Annotated in this window: 18 protein-coding genes; 15 read left to right on the forward strand and 3 right to left on the reverse strand. The window is 72.8% G+C overall.

Going from position 1 to position 17,152, the window contains the following annotated elements; translation table 11 throughout:
• Positions 1–11: 11 nt before the first annotated feature.
• Positions 12–557, forward strand: a complete 546-nt coding sequence (locus ABZ354_RS13655; protein WP_358656254.1) for a YbjN domain-containing protein — start codon at positions 12–14, stop codon at positions 555–557.
• A 135-nt stretch (positions 558–692) separates the two neighbouring features.
• Here ABZ354_RS13655 and ABZ354_RS13660 read toward each other — a convergent pair whose 3' ends face one another.
• A complete protein-coding gene (locus tag ABZ354_RS13660; RefSeq protein WP_358656256.1) occupies positions 693–1,877 on the reverse strand; it encodes a pyridoxal phosphate-dependent aminotransferase in 1,185 nt (394 codons plus the stop codon).
• A gap of 859 nt (positions 1,878–2,736) precedes the next feature.
• On the opposite strand from ABZ354_RS13660, the gene ABZ354_RS13665 reads away from it, so the two are divergent.
• From ABZ354_RS13665 to ABZ354_RS13710, 10 genes are all read left to right on the forward strand, one after another.
• Positions 2,737–3,327 carry a DUF2617 family protein gene (locus ABZ354_RS13665; RefSeq protein WP_358656258.1) on the forward strand — a complete coding sequence of 197 codons (591 nt, stop codon included), beginning with the start codon at positions 2,737–2,739 and terminating at the stop codon, positions 3,325–3,327.
• A gap of 194 nt (positions 3,328–3,521) precedes the next feature.
• Entirely contained in the window at positions 3,522–5,249 is a 1,728-nt protein-coding gene (locus tag ABZ354_RS13670; RefSeq protein ID WP_358656260.1) for a polyamine aminopropyltransferase, read from the forward strand.
• 111 nt (positions 5,250–5,360) lie between these two features.
• On the forward strand, positions 5,361–6,404 hold the full coding sequence (locus ABZ354_RS13675) for an SRPBCC family protein (RefSeq protein WP_358656262.1): 1,044 nt from the start codon (positions 5,361–5,363) through the stop codon (positions 6,402–6,404).
• 85 nt (positions 6,405–6,489) lie between these two features.
• Positions 6,490–7,278: an aldose 1-epimerase gene (locus ABZ354_RS13680; protein WP_358656264.1), complete on the forward strand. Its 789-nt coding sequence runs from the start codon at positions 6,490–6,492 to the stop codon at positions 7,276–7,278.
• A 10-nt stretch (positions 7,279–7,288) separates the two neighbouring features.
• The gene (gene pyrE / locus ABZ354_RS13685) at positions 7,289–7,849 is read left to right on the forward strand and encodes an orotate phosphoribosyltransferase (protein WP_358656266.1); all 561 of its coding nucleotides are present in this window, start codon (positions 7,289–7,291) and stop codon (positions 7,847–7,849) included.
• Positions 7,850–8,087: 238 nt separating this feature from the next.
• Positions 8,088–9,119, forward strand: coding sequence for a class II fructose-bisphosphate aldolase (gene fbaA / locus ABZ354_RS13690; RefSeq protein ID WP_358656268.1), 1,032 nt, complete (start codon positions 8,088–8,090; stop codon positions 9,117–9,119).
• Positions 9,120–9,208: 89 nt separating this feature from the next.
• Positions 9,209–9,622 (forward strand): DUF3151 domain-containing protein, encoded by a 414-nt coding sequence (locus tag ABZ354_RS13695; RefSeq protein WP_358656270.1) that lies wholly within the window; start codon positions 9,209–9,211, stop codon positions 9,620–9,622.
• 174 nt (positions 9,623–9,796) lie between these two features.
• Positions 9,797–10,663 carry a tryptophan 2,3-dioxygenase family protein gene (locus ABZ354_RS13700; protein WP_358656272.1) on the forward strand — a complete coding sequence of 289 codons (867 nt, stop codon included), beginning with the start codon at positions 9,797–9,799 and terminating at the stop codon, positions 10,661–10,663.
• 16 nt (positions 10,664–10,679) lie between these two features.
• Positions 10,680–11,876, forward strand: a complete 1,197-nt coding sequence (gene kynU, locus ABZ354_RS13705; protein ID WP_358656564.1) for a kynureninase — start codon at positions 10,680–10,682, stop codon at positions 11,874–11,876.
• A 205-nt stretch (positions 11,877–12,081) separates the two neighbouring features.
• Positions 12,082–12,990, forward strand: a complete 909-nt coding sequence (locus ABZ354_RS13710) for an alpha/beta hydrolase (protein ID WP_358656274.1) — start codon at positions 12,082–12,084, stop codon at positions 12,988–12,990.
• A gap of 6 nt (positions 12,991–12,996) precedes the next feature.
• On the opposite strand, the gene ABZ354_RS13715 is transcribed toward ABZ354_RS13710, so the two are convergent.
• Complete coding sequence (locus ABZ354_RS13715; RefSeq protein WP_358656276.1) at positions 12,997–13,350, reverse strand: hypothetical protein; 354 nt, start codon at positions 13,348–13,350, stop codon at positions 12,997–12,999.
• Between the two features lie 25 nt (positions 13,351–13,375).
• Positions 13,376–13,804 carry an ATP-binding protein gene (locus ABZ354_RS13720; protein WP_358656278.1) on the reverse strand — a complete coding sequence of 143 codons (429 nt, stop codon included), beginning with the start codon at positions 13,802–13,804 and terminating at the stop codon, positions 13,376–13,378.
• Positions 13,805–14,024: 220 nt separating this feature from the next.
• Between ABZ354_RS13720 and ABZ354_RS13725 the strand changes: the two genes are divergently transcribed.
• From ABZ354_RS13725 to ABZ354_RS13740, 4 genes are all read left to right on the forward strand, one after another.
• Positions 14,025–14,873, forward strand: a complete 849-nt coding sequence (locus ABZ354_RS13725; RefSeq protein ID WP_358656281.1) for a helix-turn-helix transcriptional regulator — start codon at positions 14,025–14,027, stop codon at positions 14,871–14,873.
• Positions 14,873–15,055, forward strand: a complete 183-nt coding sequence (locus ABZ354_RS13730; protein WP_358656283.1) for a DUF397 domain-containing protein — start codon at positions 14,873–14,875, stop codon at positions 15,053–15,055. The genes ABZ354_RS13725 and ABZ354_RS13730 overlap by 1 nt, the downstream gene beginning before the upstream one ends.
• Before the next feature lie 84 nt (positions 15,056–15,139).
• Complete coding sequence (locus tag ABZ354_RS13735; protein ID WP_358656566.1) at positions 15,140–16,465, forward strand: histidine kinase; 1,326 nt, start codon at positions 15,140–15,142, stop codon at positions 16,463–16,465.
• Positions 16,462–17,139, forward strand: a complete 678-nt coding sequence (locus tag ABZ354_RS13740; RefSeq protein ID WP_358656285.1) for a response regulator transcription factor — start codon at positions 16,462–16,464, stop codon at positions 17,137–17,139. Before ABZ354_RS13735 ends, ABZ354_RS13740 begins: the two co-directional genes overlap by 4 nt.
• The last annotated feature ends 13 nt before the right edge of the window (positions 17,140–17,152 follow it).

Raw genomic sequence — 17,152 nt, forward strand, 5'->3', positions numbered from 1 at the left:
GGAAAATCACGGTGAGCATCGACCCGTCCTCGATTCCGAACTTCGGGGGCCAGCCCGAGCCGCAGCCCCAAGGACCGGCGGGCCCCGTCGTGCCGGATCAGGACCTCGTGAAGCAGCTCCTCGAGCAGATGGAGCTGAAGTACGTCGTCGACGAAGAGGGTGACCTCGCGGCGCCGTGGGAGCAGTTCCGTACGTACTTCATGTTCCGCGGTGAGGGGGAGCAGCAGGTCTTCTCGGTGCGGACGTTCTACGACCGGCCCCACAAGATCGACGAGAAGCCCCAGCTGATGGAGCTGATCGACGACTGGAACCGCCGCACCCTGTGGCCCAAGGTCTACACGCACACCCACGACGACGGCACGGTCCGCCTCATCGGCGAGGCCCAGATGCTGATCGGCATGGGCGTGGCCCTGGAGCACTACGTCTCCTCGACGGTCAGCTGGGTGCGGGCCGCCATCGAGTTCGACAAGTGGCTCGTGGAACAGCTCGGCCTGGAGCCGGAGACCGGCGAGACCGGCAAGCCCGAGAGCGGCGAGGGCACCGAAGGCGGCGAGTAACCGCCTCTGGCCCTTCAGGAGCCCGGCCGGGGCGCCGACCACCACGGTCGGGCGCCCGGGGCCGGGCTTCCGGCTGTCAGGGCCCCGGAAGGGCGCTGACGGGCTCGGAGGGGGCTCGCAGGGGCCCGACGGGGCTCAGAGGCCGGCCAGCCGCTTGGCGGCCTTCTGGAGTACCTCGGTGCGCTTGCAGAAGGCGAACCGCACGAACGGCGCGCCCGCCTCCCGGTGGTCGTAGAACACGGCGTTCGGGACGGCGACGACTCCGGCGCGTTCGGGCAGGGCGCGGCAGAAGGCGAAGCCGTCGCTCTCGCCGAGGGGCCGGATGTCGGTCGTGACGAAGTAGGTCCCGGACGGCTTGAAGACCCGGAACCCGGCGTCCGCGAGCCCCGCCGCCAGCAGGTCCCGCTTGACGCGCATGTCCTCGCGGAACCCGGTGAAGTACGACTCGGGAAGGGCCAGTGCCTCGGCGACGGCGTACTGGAGCGGCCCCGCCGAGACGTACGTCAGGAACTGCTTGGCGGACCGCACCGCGGTGACCAGGGCGGGCGAGCCCGTGATCCAGCCGACTTTCCACCCGGTGAACGAAAACGTCTTACCGCTCGAACTGATGTTCACCGTCCGCTCGCGCATGCCGGGGAAGGAGGCGAGCGGCACGTGCTCGGCGCCGTCGAAGACCAGGTGCTCGTACACCTCGTCCGTCACCACCAGCAGGTCCCGCTCCACCGCCAGCTCCGCGACGGCGGCGAGCTCCGCGCGGGTGAGGACGGTGCCCGTCGGGTTGTGCGGGGTGTTGATCAGCAGCAGCCGGGTGCGGTCGGTGACGGCGGCGCGCAGTTCGTCGAGATCCAGCCGGAAACAGTCGCCGTCCGGGCGCAGCGTGACGGGCACGCGCGTGCCGCCCGCCATGGCGATGGACGCGGCGTAGGAGTCGTAGTACGGCTCGAACGCGATCACCTCGTCACCCGGCTCGAGCAGCGCGAGCAGCGAGGCGGCGATCGCCTCGGTCGCCCCGGCCGTGACCAGCACCTCCGTGTCCGGGTCGTACGCCAGCCCGTACCGCCGCTGCTGGTGCGCGGCGATCGCGGTACGCAGCTCGGGGACGCCGGGACCCGGCGGGTACTGGTTGCCCCGCCCGTCCCGCAGGGCCCGCACGGCGGCCTCCCTGATCTCCTCGGGGCCGTCGGTGTCGGGGAAGCCCTGACCGAGGTTGATCGCCCCGGTGCGCAGGGCGAGGGCGGACATCTCGGCGAAGATCGTCGTCCCGAACTCGGCGAGCCTGCGGTTGAGGAGAGGTCGCGCGCTGGAGGTCATACGGGCCATCCTGCGCCGAAGCTCTGGAGTTCCTCAACTCTGCTTTGACCCTGATTCGACGCGGGCATCCCTGTGTCACGCAACACAGCGAGGCGCCCACGGGGGGCCGCTTCGGGGGAAACGGAAGGAGGGTGACGCCATGGCTATCGGCATCATCCTGGGGGTTGTCTTCGTGTGCGCGGTGGTCGCGCTGATCGTGGCCGCGGTCCGCCGGGCGGCGACGTCGCCGTCACGGGGCCGTTCGCGGGGCCGTCACGGGGCCGGCGGCGTCGCCGCCGCCGGCGGCGGCGACTCGAGCTGGTGGGCCGGCGACGGGGGGAGCAGCGGTTCGTGCGGCTCGTCGGGCGGCTCGTCGTGCGGCTCGTCGGGCGGCTCGTCGTGCGGGGGTGGCTCGTCGTGCGGAGGCGGGTCGTCCTGTGGGGGCGGGGGCGGATGCGGCGGCGGAGGCGGCTGACACGGGGCAGCTGAGCTTCGGCGGGGGGACGCATTCGATCGGCGGGGTCCTTTTCACCGGGGCCCCGGCGGGGCGGGGCCCTTCCGGGCCGCGTCCCGGGCCGGGCGTCCGCCGGGAACCTCTCCCGGCGGACGCTCTCTCGCTCCGGCCCACGCCTTCACATCGAACGCATGCGCCCTATGGGAACATCTGATCCCAATAGCCCATCGCTGGATGGAAACCGACTCGAAGTTGGGTAAAAACGCGGTGGCACCGCCACAGTTCGTGATTGCCTCTAAAACGCCACCGCAGCCCCAAGTGCCGTCCACGGGTGCCATTCCGACCGGCCGATCGGGCTGAACCGGGCCGATCCCCGGTGTGACCGGGGATGCGCCGTACCTGCATCCATTTCACGTGTGTCAGCGGAGCCATTCCATGCTCACGAACCTCAGCACCTCCTACACCGATACGCGCGCGGCCGACCTCGCCTGGGCCCTGGGCCGCGAGCCCCTCCCGGCGCTGGCCACGCTCGACGTCCGAATGGACAGGGCCAACGTCCAGTTGCGACTTCTCGGCGCGTCCCACCAGGTCCTGCTGGAGCACGACCGGGGCGCCTGCTCGGAGACCGTGGCCTGTATCGCGGGCCGCAGCACACCCCTGCCGCTGGGCGTCGCCAAGCGGGTGGGCGACTGGGAGTACGAGTTCGCCGCCCGCGTGGAACTGCTGGCGCCCGGCGCGTTCGCGGGCCGCGCCCAGGAGTTGCTGGCCCTGGTCTCCGACCACCCGCACGGGCTGGCCGGCGTCTTCCCCGGCAGCCCGCACGCCTTCACCGCGATGCTCGTGCACCGCCACCAGGGGCAGATCACCTGGCGCACCTGGCACGCCTACCCGCAGGACGGCCAACTGGTCACCACCCGCACGCGTGTGGGCGTGAGACCCGCGCCCCCGGCGGGTGCCGCGGGGGAGCCCTCGCGTGTCGTCGGCCGGGGGCGCGCGAGGGGGGTGCGCAGCCCGTCCGCCGTCTGATTCACCCGGCGTGGGGACGGCTTCGCGCGGCCGGACCGGCCCGCTGTCCCGGGACCGGCCGCGCGTCGGCCGCGCCGCCGGTGCTATTTACACTCGTGTGGGTGACGCAGTGCACCCGGCGAGTCACGTAACGTCACAGCGTGATCGATCCGTCAACACGGGCAACGCCCGGCATCCCTCCCAGGAGGCACGGGATGCCCGACGGAGCGTGCGACGGAACACGTGGCGGACCGGGCGACGGACCGCGTGAGGGACCGCGCGAGGGTCCGCGGGACGGAGCCACCGGGCCCGGTGAGTCGGGGACGTCGTCCGAAGCGGTGTGCGGCCCCGCGGCCCGGCTGCCCGTCCGGCCGGCCACGGGACGGTTCCTCGTCCTCGCGTGCGTGTTCGTCTGCGCGGCCTGCGGCCTCGTGTACGAGCTGGAACTCGTCGCCCTCGCCTCCTACCTGATGGGTGACACGGTCACCCAGGCGTCCGTCGTCCTGTCCGTCATGGTCTTCGCGATGGGCATCGGCGCCCTCGCCGCCAAACGGCTGTGCCGGCAGGCCGCCGTGGGCTTCGCCACCGTCGAGGCCGTACTCGCCCTCGTCGGCGGGACCAGCGCGATGGCCCTGTACGCCGTCTTCGCCTGGACCGGCGACTGGGGCGGGCCGTGGGCCGACGGGCCCCGCTGGCTGCTGGTCGCGTTCTCCCTCGCCATCGGCCTGCCGATCGGCGCCGAGGTCCCGCTGCTGATGGAGCTCATGCAGCGCATCCGACGGCAGGACGCGGGCGGCGCCGTCGCCGAGCTGTTCGCCGCCGACTACGTGGGCGCGCTCGTCGGCGGACTGGCGTTCCCCTTCTTCCTGCTGCCGTTCCTGGGGCAGTTGACGGCCGTACTGGCCACCGGCGCGGTCAACGTCGTCGCCGGGGGAGCCCTCGTGCTCGGCCTGTTCCACCGGGACCTGACCCGCCGGGCCCGCTGGACGCTGCTGATCGTCGACCTCACCGTCCTCGCCCTCCTCGCCGCCGCGACCGTCCTCGTGGACGACTTCGAACAGGCCGCCCGGCAGGCCGTGTTCGGCGGGCACGTCCGCGTCGCACTGCAGACCGACGTCCAGGAACTCGTCCTCACCGGCGGCCCGTGCGGGCGGCCCTTCGACCTCTTCGTCGACGGGCGGCTGCGCATCAGCGGCGAGGACGAACGCCGCTACCACGAGGCCCTCGTCCACCCCGCCCTGGCCGCCGGCCCCCACGCGCGCGTGCTCGTCCTCGGCGGCGGCGACGGAATGGCCGCCCGGGAGGTACTGCGCCATCCGGGCGTACGCCGCCTCGACATCGTCGAGCTCGACCCCGGGGTCGTCCGGCTGGCCTCCCACGACCCGGCCCTCAGCCGCCTCAACGACCACGTCTACGACGACCCCCGCCTGCACGTCACCACCGCCGACGCCTTCAAGTGGCTGCGGTCGGCACCGGCGGGGACGTACGACGTGGTGATCTCGGACCTGCCCGACCCGGGCATCACGGCGAGCGCGAGGCTGTACACCCAGGAGTTCTACGGGCTCGCCCGGCGGTCGCTGACCGGCTCCGGGCGGCTGGTCGTGCACGCCGGGCCGCTGTCCGCGCAGCCGAAGGTGTTCTGGACGGTGGAGGCGACGGTCCGTGCCGCCGGGCTGCGGACCGTGCCGTACCTGGTGAGCGGCCGCGACGCCCGCTTCACCGCCGGTCCCGACCGCGCCGCCACCGGTGACGCCGACGCGCACGACGACTGGGGGCTTCTGCTCGCCGGCCGCGATCGCCCGCTCCTGCGCCTCGGCCCCCACGGGCCCCGCCCGCGCACCCTCACACCCCGGTCGCTGCGCGCGGCGGCCCGCGCCGCGTCCCGGACCCGCCTCCCTGACCTGCCGCCCTCCACCCTGACGCACCCGCGGTACGCGCAGTGACCCGGACGGGGGACGGACCGGGGCGGCCGGCTGCCCGCCCGAGGGGCGGGGCGGGACTTCCGCGGCGGCGCACGGGTGCAGTTCGCCGCCGACTGGGTAGGCTCCGTCGACATGGAGCACGAGGTGTTCGTTCCGTTTCCGGCCGAGCGGCTCAGAGCGGCGCTGGCCGATCCCGCGCGGGTGGCCCGGGCGGTCCCCGGGCTCCAGCAGGACGCCGGAGCCGAGCCCGTCACCGGGCGGCTGAAGCTGCGCATCGGCGGCCACTCCATCACCTACCGCGGCGTCGTACGCGTCACCGGACAGGACGACGGTTCGTACGCCGTCGCGGGCGACGCCACCGAGTCCCGCGGCCCCGGCACGGCGGCGCTCTCCCTCACGGTCCGCGTCCGCGACACCGACGGCGCCAGCACCCTCACCTTCACGGGCACGGCCACCGCCGACGGGCGTCTCACGGAGTGGCCGCGGGACGCGGTGGCCTCGGCCGCCCTGCGCCTGCTGGACCGCTTCGCGGAGAACCTCGGCGCCGTGGCGGAAGAAACGCAGGAAGAGGCGCCGGAAGAAGCTCCGGAAGGGGAGCCGGAAGAAGCTCCGGAAGTGGCGCCGGACGGGGAACGGGGTGAAGCGGGCGAGCCGACGGCCGACGTGCCGCCCGCCGACGCCTCGGCCGCCGGCACCACCACCGACCCCGCCGACGCGCCGACCCCCGGCACCACCACCGACCCCGCCGCTACGGAACCGGCCGACGCCGCCGCGCCGGCCCCCGGCACCGAAGCGGCCGATGTCGAATCCGCCGACGCCGACGCCGACGCCGACGCCGACGCCGACGCCGACGCCGACGCCGACGCCGACGAGGCCGCCTCCGTCTTCGACGCCGAGGTGCCGCCCTCGTCCCTGGACCCCCACGCCGACGACGATCCCGTGGCGGCGAGGCGCATCGACGGTGAGGACATCGCCGAGGCCGCCCACGCGCGGCGGACGATGATCGGCCGCAGCGCCGAGGAAGTGGACCACGCCCCGCCGCGCGGCCGGTACGCGCCCGTGCCCGCCCCGCAGGGCCTCGCGGCGCAGACCCCGCTGCGCTGGGCGGCCCCGGTGGCGGCCGTCGTCCTGGCCTCGGCGATCGTGGTCGGAAGGGCGCTGCGCAGACGCCGGTGAGGCGAGCCCCCGGCGTGACCGGCGGACGGACCCGCCCGCCCGCGGTCCGGGAACGCCCTCTTGATCGCCCCAGTAGGGTCGTCACGTGAGTAACGAACCCATCACGCTGACCGCGGGTGACGCGGAGGTGACCGTCCTGCCGGGCAACGGCGGGCGGATCGGCGGGCTCCGCATCGGCGGCACCGAGCTGCTGAGGCAGGGCGACCGCTACGGCTGCTTCCCGATGGTCCCCTGGTGCGGCCGGGTCCGCGAGGGCCGCTTCCGGGACGGCGCCGTCGTCCACCGGCTCCCGCTCAGCGCCCCGCCGCACGCCATCCACGGCACCGCACGCGACGGCGCCTGGCGCACGGCCCGCGCGAGCGGCACCGAGGCGGTGATCACGTACGACCTGGTGGACCCCTGGCCCTACTCCGGCCGCGTGACGCAGGTCGTGGAGCTCGGCGAGGACGCGCTGACGCTGACCATGGCGGTGGAGACGTACGAGACGTCGTTCCCGGCGCAGATCGGCTGGCACCCGTGGTTCAACCGGAGCCTCGGCGGCCAGGACGCGCGGATCGGCTTCGACGCGGCCTGGCAGGAGGAACGCGGCGCCGACCACCTGCCCACCGGCAACCGCCTCGACCCGAAACCCGGCCCGTGGGACGACTGCTTCGGCATGCCCGGCGGCGTCGACGTCACCCTCACCTGGCCCGGCCTGCTGGAGCTGAGGGTGGCCAGCCGCGAGGAGTGGGTCGTGATCTACGACGAGCAGCGCGAGGCCGTGTGCGTGGAGCCGCAGACCGGCCCGCCGGACGGGCTCAACACCCTCCCGCGCCTGGTCACCCCGCTGGAGCCGCTGGAGGCCGCCACGACCTGGAGCTGGCGCCGCCTCTAAGCTGACAGGCATGACGGACAAGACGGACGACGTACGCGGCGCGCTGCTGGGGCAGATCAAGGACAAGGCCGTGGTGCACGGCAGGGTGACCCTCTCCTCGGGCCTGGAGGCCGACTACTACGTCGACCTGCGCCGCGTCACCCTCGACGGCGAGGCCGCCCCGCTCGTCGGCCGGGTGCTGCTGGACCTCACCGCGGACCTGGAGTTCGACGCGGTCGGCGGGCTCACGATGGGTGCCGACCCGGTGGCCGCCGCCATGCTGCACGCCGCCGCCGCGCGCGGCCGGAGGCTGGACGCGTTCGTGGTGCGCAAGGCCGCCAAGGCGCACGGGCTGCAGCGCCGTGTGGAGGGCCCGGACATCGCGGGCCGCCGCGTCCTGGTGGTGGAGGACACCTCCACCACGGGCGGCTCGCCGCTCACCGCGGTGGAGGCGGTCCGGGAGGCGGGCGCGGAGGTCGTGGCGGTCGCGACGATCGTCGACCGGGCGACCGGCGCCGCCGAGAAGATCCAGGACGGCGCGGGCGTGCCGTATCTCTTCGCGTATTCCAAGGACGACCTCGGCCTGGACTGACCGGCGACCGGCGACCGGCGACCGGCGACCGGCGACCGGCGACCGGCGACCGGCGCCCGGCGCCCGGCGACCGACGCCCGGCGACCGACGGCCGACGGCCGCGACCAGCCCGCGGACGGTGCCGCGGCGCACCGGGGCCGGTCTGGAAGGATGGGGCCGACGATGACGTCGCACCCAAGGTTCTAGGCCAGGGCCGTAAGTACGCAGAACGCAACCCGCACAACCAAGGAGCGGACAGATGCCCATCGCAACTCCCGAGGTCTACAACGAGATGCTGGACCGGGCGAAGGCAGGCAAGTTCGCCTACCCGGCCATCAACGTCACCTCCTCGCAGACCCTGCACGCGGCCCTGCGCGGTTTCGCGGAGGCGGAGAGCGACGGCATCATCCAGATCTCGACCGGCGGTGCCGAGTTCCTGGGCGGCCAGCACAACAAGGACATGGTGACGGGCGCGGTCGCGCTCGCCGAGTTCGCGCACATCGTCGCCGAGAAGTACGGCATCACCGTCGCGCTGCACACGGACCACTGCCCGAAGGACAAGCTCGACGGCTACGTACGTCCGCTGCTCGCGGTCTCCGAGGAGCGCGTCAAGGCCGGCCGCAACCCGCTGTTCCAGTCCCACATGTGGGACGGCTCCGCGGAGACCCTCGCCGACAACCTGTCGATCGCGCAGGAGCTGCTGGAGCGCGCCCGCGCCGCCAGGATCATCCTCGAGGTGGAGATCACCCCGACCGGCGGCGAGGAGGACGGCGTCTCCCACGAGATCAACGACTCCCTCTACACGACCGTCGACGACGCCGTCCGCACGGTGGAGGCCCTCGGCCTCGGCGAGAAGGGCCGCTACCTGCTGGCCGCCTCCTTCGGCAACGTGCACGGCGTGTACAAGCCGGGCAACGTCGTGCTGCGCCCCGAGCTGCTGAAGAAGCTCAACGAGGGCATCGCCGCCAAGTACGGCAAGCCGGCCGGCTCCCAGCCGTTCGACTTCGTCTTCCACGGTGGCTCCGGCTCCACCGCCGAGGAGATCGCCACCGCGCTGGAGAACGGCGTGGTGAAGATGAACATCGACACGGACACCCAGTACGCCTTCACCCGCCCGGTCGTGGACCACGTCCTGCGCAACTACGACGGCGTCCTGAAGGTCGACGGCGAGGTCGGCAACAAGAAGACCTACGACCCGCGCACCTGGGGCAAGCTCGCCGAGGCGTCGATGGCGGCACGCGTCACGGAGGCCTGCGGGCACCTGCGCTCCACCGGCACGAAGATCAAGTAGGGCCCGTACGCGGCGCCCGTGGGGCCCGGCAGCCGAGTTGCTGCCGGGCCTTCCGCATGCCCGCCCGGCGACTGCGGGACACTGGAGGAATGTCCATTCACGAGAACCTCCTCGGGGGACCGCCCCCGACGCACCTGCCCGACGACCCGGAGCCCCGCGAGCTGCTCGCCACCGGCACGTCGCCCGCCGACGTCGCCGCGAAGTACCCGACGTCCTCCCTGGCCTGGGCGCGTCTGGCCGACGAGGCCTTCGAGCGCGGCAGCGCCGTGGAGTCGTACGCCTACGCCCGGACGGGCTACCACCGCGGCCTGGACTCCCTGCGCCGCAGCGGCTGGAAGGGCCACGGCCCGGTGCCCTGGGAGCACGAGCCGAACCGCGGCTTCCTGCGCGCCCTGCACGCCCTCGCCCGCGCCGCGCAGGCGATCGGGGAGCAGGAGGAGTACCAGCGCTGCGCCCAGTTCCTGAAGGACTCCTCGCCGGCGGCCGCCCAGACCCTGGGCTGAGCGGGTCACCGTACGTATCCGTACGTCTGCGTACCGAAGGGGCCCGCCTGTGGCGATCAGGCGGGCCTTGCTCTCGTGGGGGACCATTGCGGAGTATGCGAGTGGGGACCGGGGCCCCCGTGCCGGGATCGGCAGGGGCGGACCGCTACCCGGAGTACACATCAGGAGACAGCGATGTCCCACCAGGCTCACCAGACTGACCCGGCCCACGGTGCCGACCAGGGTCAGGAGCCCGAGACCCCGCATCTCGACTTCGCCGGTACGACACCGTACGAGGACTACGTCAGGGCCGACGTGCTCACGCACCTCCAGCACCTCCTCTCCGACGATCCCGGAGAGATGGTCTTCCTGGTCACCAGCCAGGTCATGGAGCTGTGGTTCACCGTGATCGTCCACGAGTGGGAGACCGCCGCGGACGCCCTGCGCCATGACGACGTGCCCACGGCGATCGCCGCGCTGAAGCGTTCCGTCCGCGAGCTGGAGGCGCTGAACGCGTCCTGGACGCCACTGGCGCAGCTCACGCCGGCCCAGTTCAACGCGTACCGCTCCTCCCTCGGCGAGGGTTCCGGCTTCCAGTCGGCGATGTACCGCCGCCTGGAGTTCCTGCTCGGCGACAAGTCGGCGTCCATGCTGGTCCCGCACCGGGGTGCGCCGCGCGCCCACGCGGAGCTGGAGAAGGCGCTGCACGAGCCGTGCCTGTACGACGAGGCCGTACGGCTGCTGGCCCGCCGCGGGTTCGACATCCCCGACGCCGTGCTCCAGCGCGACGTGACGCAGCGGTACGAGGCGTCGCCCGAGGTGGAGGCGGCCTGGACGGCCGTCTACTCCGGTGACCCGGACGCGGACGTCGCCCGTCTCGGCGAGGCGCTGACCAACGTCGCGGAGCTGGTGTGGCGCTGGCGCAACGACCACCTGGTGGCCACGCGCCGCGCGATGGGAGCCAAGGCCGGTACGGGCGGTTCCGCCGGGGTCGCCTGGCTGGAGAAGCGGGCCCAGAAGAACGTGTTCCCGGAACTGTGGACGGCCCGGTCGTATGTTTGAGCCCGTGACTGAGCCCGTGACTGACCTCGCTCCGGAAGCCAAGGAACGCGACGCGGCCGACGAACTGGCCGCCCTGCGCGCCCGTTTCGTCCTGGACGACACCGTGTACCTCGACGGCAACTCGCTGGGCGCGCTGCCGGCCGCCGTGCCCGACCGGGTCGCGGACGTCGTCCGCCGCCAGTGGGGCGAGCAGCGCATCCGGTCCTGGGAGGTGGGCGGCTGGTGGACGGCGCCGGAGCGCATCGGCGACCTGCTCGCCCCGCTCGTCGGCGCCGCGCCGGGACAGATCGTGGTCGGCGACTCGACCAGCGTGAACGTCTTCAAGGCCGTCGTGGGCGCGGTGCGCCTCGCGGGTGACGACCGGGACGAGATCCTGGTGGACGCGTCGACGTTCCCGACGGACGGGTACATCGCCGAGTCGGCGGCCCGGCTGACCGGCCGCACGCTGCGGGCCGTGACCCCGTCCGAGGTGCCGGCGGCGCTGAGCGGGCGTACGGCGGCCGTCCTGCTGAACCACGTCGACTACCGCACCGGCCGGCTGCACGACCTGCCGGCGCTGACGGCCGCCGTGCACGGGGCGGGAGCGTACGCCGTGTGGGACCTGTGCCACAGCGCGGGCGCCCTGCCGGTGGGCCTGGACGAGCACGGCGTGGACCTGGCGGTGGGCTGCACGTACAAGTACCTCAACGGCGGGCCGGGTTCCCCGGCCTTCCTGTACGTGCGCCACGGCCTCCAGGACCGCTTCGACTCGCCGCTGCCCGGCTGGACCTCGCACGCCGAGCCCTTCGGGATGCGCCCCGACTACGAGGCGGTGTCCGGCGCGCGGCGCGGCCGGGTCGGCACGCCGGACATCCTGTCCATGCTCGCCCTGGAGGCCGCCCTCGAAGTCTGGGACGGCGTTCCGGTCGAGGCGGTGCGCGCCAAGTCCCTCGCCCTGACGGACTTCTTCCTCCGGTGCGTGGCGGCGTACGTCCCCGAGGGGCGGGTGGAGTGCGTGACACCGCTCGATCACGCGGAGCGCGGCAGTCAGATCGGGCTGCGCTGCGCGGGCGCGGGCGAGGCCATGCGGCGGCTGATCGAGCGGGGCGTGGTCGGCGACTTCCGCCCGCCGGACGTGCTGCGCTTCGGCTTCACCCCGCTGTACGTCGGTTTCGCGGAGGCGGAGCGGGCGGCCCGGACGCTGGGGGAGGTGCTGGCGGAGGGAGGCGGCTGAGACGGCCGGGGGCGGCCGGGTTCGGGTCGCCGGTGACGTCGCGTCGCGCCGATCGGGGTCGGCGCGACGCGACAACAGGACCGATGGGCCTCACCCAGCGTGACATCCGCGTCTCCGCGCACGTCACCGGCCTGGTACCGTCCCGGCCAACGGCCGATTCTGTCTCCTGGTCCGCCAAATCCGTTTCACAGCTGAGAGGTTGAGCATGCCGAGCGCCGCAGCAGAACCGGAGCGCGCCGCTGCCAGGGCCGCCGCCGAGGAGAAGTCGGCCTTCTCGCACCCGGCGGTCGACCCCGACGTCAGCGTCGCGTACGGCGACCACCCCGACCAGGTGATCGACTTCTACGCCCCGCGCCGCGAGGCGGGCCCCGGCGGCCCGGCCCCCCTGGTCGCCGTCCTGCACGGCGGGGCCTGGCGGACACCGTACGACCGCAAGCACGTCAGCCCCTTCGCCGCGTTCCTGGCGCACCGGGGCTTCGCGGTGGCGAGCGTGGAGTACCGGCGGGGTGCGGACCCCGCGTCCGGGCAGGGTACGGAGGTGGAGGGCGGGGCGGCCGGCCGCTGGCCCGACACCTTCGACGACGTCGCCGTCGCGCTGGACGCGCTGCCCCGACTGGTGCGGGAGGCGCTGCCGGAGGCCGACTCGCGCCGGATCGTCGTCACCGGCCATTCGGCGGGCGGTCACCTCGCCCTGTGGGTGGCGGCCCGGCACCTGCTGCCCGCCGACGCCCCGTGGTACCTGGACCGGCCCGCGCCGCTGCGCGGTGTGGTCGCGCTCGCCCCGATCGCCGACTTCACGGTCGCCGACTCGCTGAACGTGTGCGGGGGCGCGGCGCGTCAACTCCTCGGTGCGGACGGCACGTTCGAGGAGCGCCGTCCGTACGCCGACCCGGCGCTGCTCCTGCCGACCGGCATCGCGACGACGCTGGTCCAGGGCCGCGAGGACATCGACGTACCGCAGGCGGTGGCCGAGGCGTACGCGGACGCTGCGGCAAAGGCGGGCGAGGTGGTCGGCCTGACCCTGCTGGAGGGCGTCGGCCACTTCCCCCTCATCGACCCGGCGGCGGACGCGTGCGCGGTGGTGGCGGAGGAGATCGCCCAGCTCGCGTGGTGATCGCCCTCACGCGGCCCCGCCGTCGGGCAGGGTCAGCGCGGGCCACGAGAACCTCACCCGCACGCCCCGGTCGAGCAGCCACCGCATCTCGCGGTACCGCACCTCGTGCGACCGGTCCGGGGCGATGCAGGACGGCAACCGGACGACGACGGTGCCGATCTCACCGCGCGCGGCCATGTCCCGGACGCGCTGCCATCCGGCACGCCTGCCGGGGTCGGGTTCGCCGTACGGGTCCGTGACGACCTCGGCGACCGTCAGCCCGCGCTGGTCGGCGAAGGCACGCGCCTCGTCCTCGGCGGGTCCGGGTGCGCGGCCGGGTTCCACGCGGAGGTAGAGCACGGCGGGGTCGGGCTTGAGCATGATGATGCGTCTCTCCGTCGTCGTTTCAGCCTGCGGCCAGCTCGCACCAGACGTACTTGCCCCGGTGGCCGAACCGGGACAGCGGCTGCCAGCCCCAGAGGTCCGAACACGACCTGACCAGGAACAGTCCCCGACCGCCCTCGTCGTCGGCCGTCCGCTGCCCCAGTTCGCCGGGGAACGCCTCCGGGGGCTCGGGGTCGGCGTCCCAGGCCCCGATGCGGAGCGTGCCCGGCGGGGACCAGCGGACCCGCAGGGCGGCGGGCCCCTTCGTGTGCAGTACGGCGTTGGACACCAGCTCGGCGGCCAGCAGCTCGGCGGTGTCCACCAGCCCGGTCAGGCCGTGCAGGGTGAGGACCAGCCGGAGGGTGCGACGGCTGACGGTCACGGCACGGGCGTCGTTCGGGATGTGGAGGGAGTACTCCCAGGGCGCTCCGGGGGCTCCGGTTTCGGGCATGCGGGGGCTCCGCTTCTGAGGAAGTGGGGGTGCGGGAGGGGCGGTTCGGTGTCATTGCCGCGTCGTCAGGACACGACGACGCGGTGCGCTTCCGGTGCCCCGGGGTTGCGCAGCGTGTGCGGTGCAGCACTGAAGGTAGAGCATAAATTTTTGCTCACGCAAGCCGTGCCGTAATCTGAGGCTCGAACGGGGTAGGGCAACAGGGCTGTTGAGGAGGGCCATGGCGCCGAGGAGTCAGCCCACGGCACGGCAGGTGCGACTGGGCACCGAGCTGCGACGGCTACGCGAAGCGGCTGGGCTGAAAGCTCGTGAGGTTGCGGGCCTGCTGAATTCGACGTCGGCCCAGATGAGTCAGATGGAGGCCGGCCTGGCGGGCGTCAGCGAGAAGCGCGTGCGGCGGCTCGCGGCTCATTACGGCTGCGTGGACGAGCCGTACATCGACGCCCTGGTGGCCATGGCTACGGATCGCACGCGGGGGTGGTGGGAGGAGTTTCGAGGGGTGCTGCCGCCGGTGTTCATGGACACGGCTGAGGTGGAGCACCATGCAACGTTCGTGCGCGAGGTGGTGATCAATCACGTGCCCGGTTTGTTGCAGACGCCCGAATATGCGCGTGCGGTCTTCACTTATGTGCGGCCTGAATTGTCCCCGTCCGAGGTGGCCCCACGTGTGGAGCATCGAATGGCGCGGCGCGCAGCGTTCCGGGAATCGCCCAAGCCGTACGAAACCATCGTTCACGAGTTCCCGTTGCGTGTCCGGGTGGCCGACCGTCAGGCGTTGCGTTCACAACTGGATGTGATTCTGGAGGAGATCGAGGCCGGACGAGTGTTGGTGCGAGTCATCCCCTTTGATCAGGACGGATTCGCTGGTGCCGGGGCTTCGATGACATACCTGGGAGGCCCGGTACCCAAACTGGACACTGGGCTGCGTGATTCACCGACTGGGAACCGCTACATCGATACCGGACCTCAGCTGCTGCTCCTTCAAACTCTGTACCAAAGAGTGAGGAGCGCCTCGTTGGAACCCAATGCGTCTCGGGACTTTATTCACCGTCTGAGAAAGGAGATGTGATGATTTGGCGCAAGTCGACCTACTCAGACGGCGGCGACGGCGACATGTGTGTCGAAATAGCCGATCTCCCCACTCGCATAGCCGTCCGCGACTCCAAGATCCCCGCCCGTGCCACACTCTCCTTCCCCCGGGAGGCCTTCGCCGCCTTCCTCGACGAGGTCAAGCGCGCACGTAGTACCTGAGACGGACCCCGGTGAACCCCTCTCCACGGTGACGACCCCCGTACCGCCCCGCCCTACCGTGTGAGCGTGACCGAGACGACGCACATGGACGACACGAGGGCGCGCAGCCCCGAGTACCGGCTCGCGCAGGGTGCCCTGCGCGGGCTGCGGCAGGATCTGATCGAGGACGCCTTCGCCTACCGGCCGCTGCCGCCCATGGCGACGGACGGGCCGGTGACCCGCCACCTGCCCGCGCGGCTCAGGGCGCGGGCCGCGCATCTGCCCCATGCGACGGTCGTGGGCGCCGCGCTGATCGCCCTGTACGGCGGCTACGTCGGCAACAGCGGCTACGAGGGTCTGCCCGCCCTGCTGACGGGCCTGCTGTGCGCGGTGCCCGTGCTGGCCACGCTCGTGCGGCCGGTCGGCGCGTTCTGGCTCTCCATGGCCATGACCCCGGTGGTGTCGGTGCTGGACGGCGCCTGGGGCGACTGGCCGTGGACGCCGGGCGCGTTCCTCTGCCACCTGACGGTGCTGATCGTCGTGGCGATACGCACCCGTCCCCGTACCGCGGCCTGGATGTGGGCGCTGACCCTCTGCTACGGCTTCCTCGCCGAGGTGATGCTCGGTGGCGGGCGCTACTCAGACAACAGCACCCCGATGCTGGTCCTGTCGGCGCTCGCGCTGCTCGCGGTCGCCGTGCGGCAGACCCGGCGCGAGGCCCGGCAGGAGGTGACCGCGCAGCAGACGGTCACCGCGCACGAACGCTCCCGGCGCACGCTGCTGGAGGAACGGACGACCATCGCCCGCGAGCTGCACGACGTGGTCGCCCACCACATGTCGGTGGTCGCCATCCAGGCGGAGGCCGCCCCGTACCGCGTGGAGAACCCGCCGCCCGAGCTGGAGCGGGCCTTCGTCACCATCCGGGAGAACGCGGTCGCGGCGCTGACCGAGCTGCGGCGCGTACTCGGTGTCGTAAGGGCCGAGGACTACGAGGCGCCGGACGCGCCGCAGCCCACGCTCGCCGACCTGGAGAGGCTGCTGGCCAATGTGCGGGACGCGGGGCTCACCGTGGAGAAGGTGGTGACCGGCGCGGTGCGGGAACTGCCGCAGGGCGTGGAGCTGTCGGCGTACCGCATCGTGCAGGAGGCACTCAGCAACACGCTGCGGCACGCGCCCGGCGCGAGCGCCCGCGTCGAGATCGGGTACGTGCTGGGCGGGCTCGGCCTGCGCGTCGTCAACGGGCCGCCGCCCCGGCCTTCCCTGATCAAGCCCTCGCACGGCGCGGGCCACGGCATCACCGGCATGCGGGAGCGGGTGTCCATGCTGAGCGGCGAGATGACGGCGGGCGCCACCGACGACGGGGGATACGAGGTGGCCGTGTTCCTGCCGGTCACCGGCACGGCCGGCACGGTGGGCGAGGGTGACGCATGACGGGGACGACCATCCGTGTGCTGATCGCGGACGACCAGATGATGGTGCGCGAGGGCTTCTCCGTGCTGCTGAACGCCATGCCGGACATCGAGGTCGTCGGCGAGGCCGTCAACGGCCGGGAGGCGGTCGCCAAGGTCCGCGAGCTGGCCCCCGACGTGGTGCTGATGGACATCCGCATGCCCGAGCTGAACGGCATCGAGGCGACCCGTGAGATCGTCGCCGCCGACGGCTCGGCGAAGGTGCTGGTGCTGACCACGTTCGACCTGGACGAGTACGTGTACCAGGCGCTGCGGGCGGGCGCGTCCGGCTTCCTCCTGAAGGACGCCTCGGCGCGGCAGCTCGCGGACGGCGTGCGGGTGGTGGCGTCGGGCGAGGCCCTGCTCGCGCCCTCGGTCACCCGGCGGCTGATCACCGAGTTCTCGAAACTGTCCGACGCGCCGCCGCACCCGATGACGTCCGCGCACGCGGCGTACGGCGACCTGACCGAGCGGGAGACCGAGGTACTGGTCCTCATCGCGCAGGGCCTGTCCAACGCGGAGATCGCCGCGCGGCTGGTCGTGGCGGAGTCGACCATCAAGACCCATGTGAGCCGCGTCCTGGTGAAGCTGGGGCTGCGGGACCGCACCCAGGCGGCGGTGTTCGCGTACGAGGCCCGGCTGGTGACGCCGCGCTGACGACGACGGCGGC

The organism is Streptomyces sp. NPDC005925 (assembly GCF_040638805.1).
GTDB lineage: Bacteria > Actinomycetota > Actinomycetes > Streptomycetales > Streptomycetaceae > Streptomyces.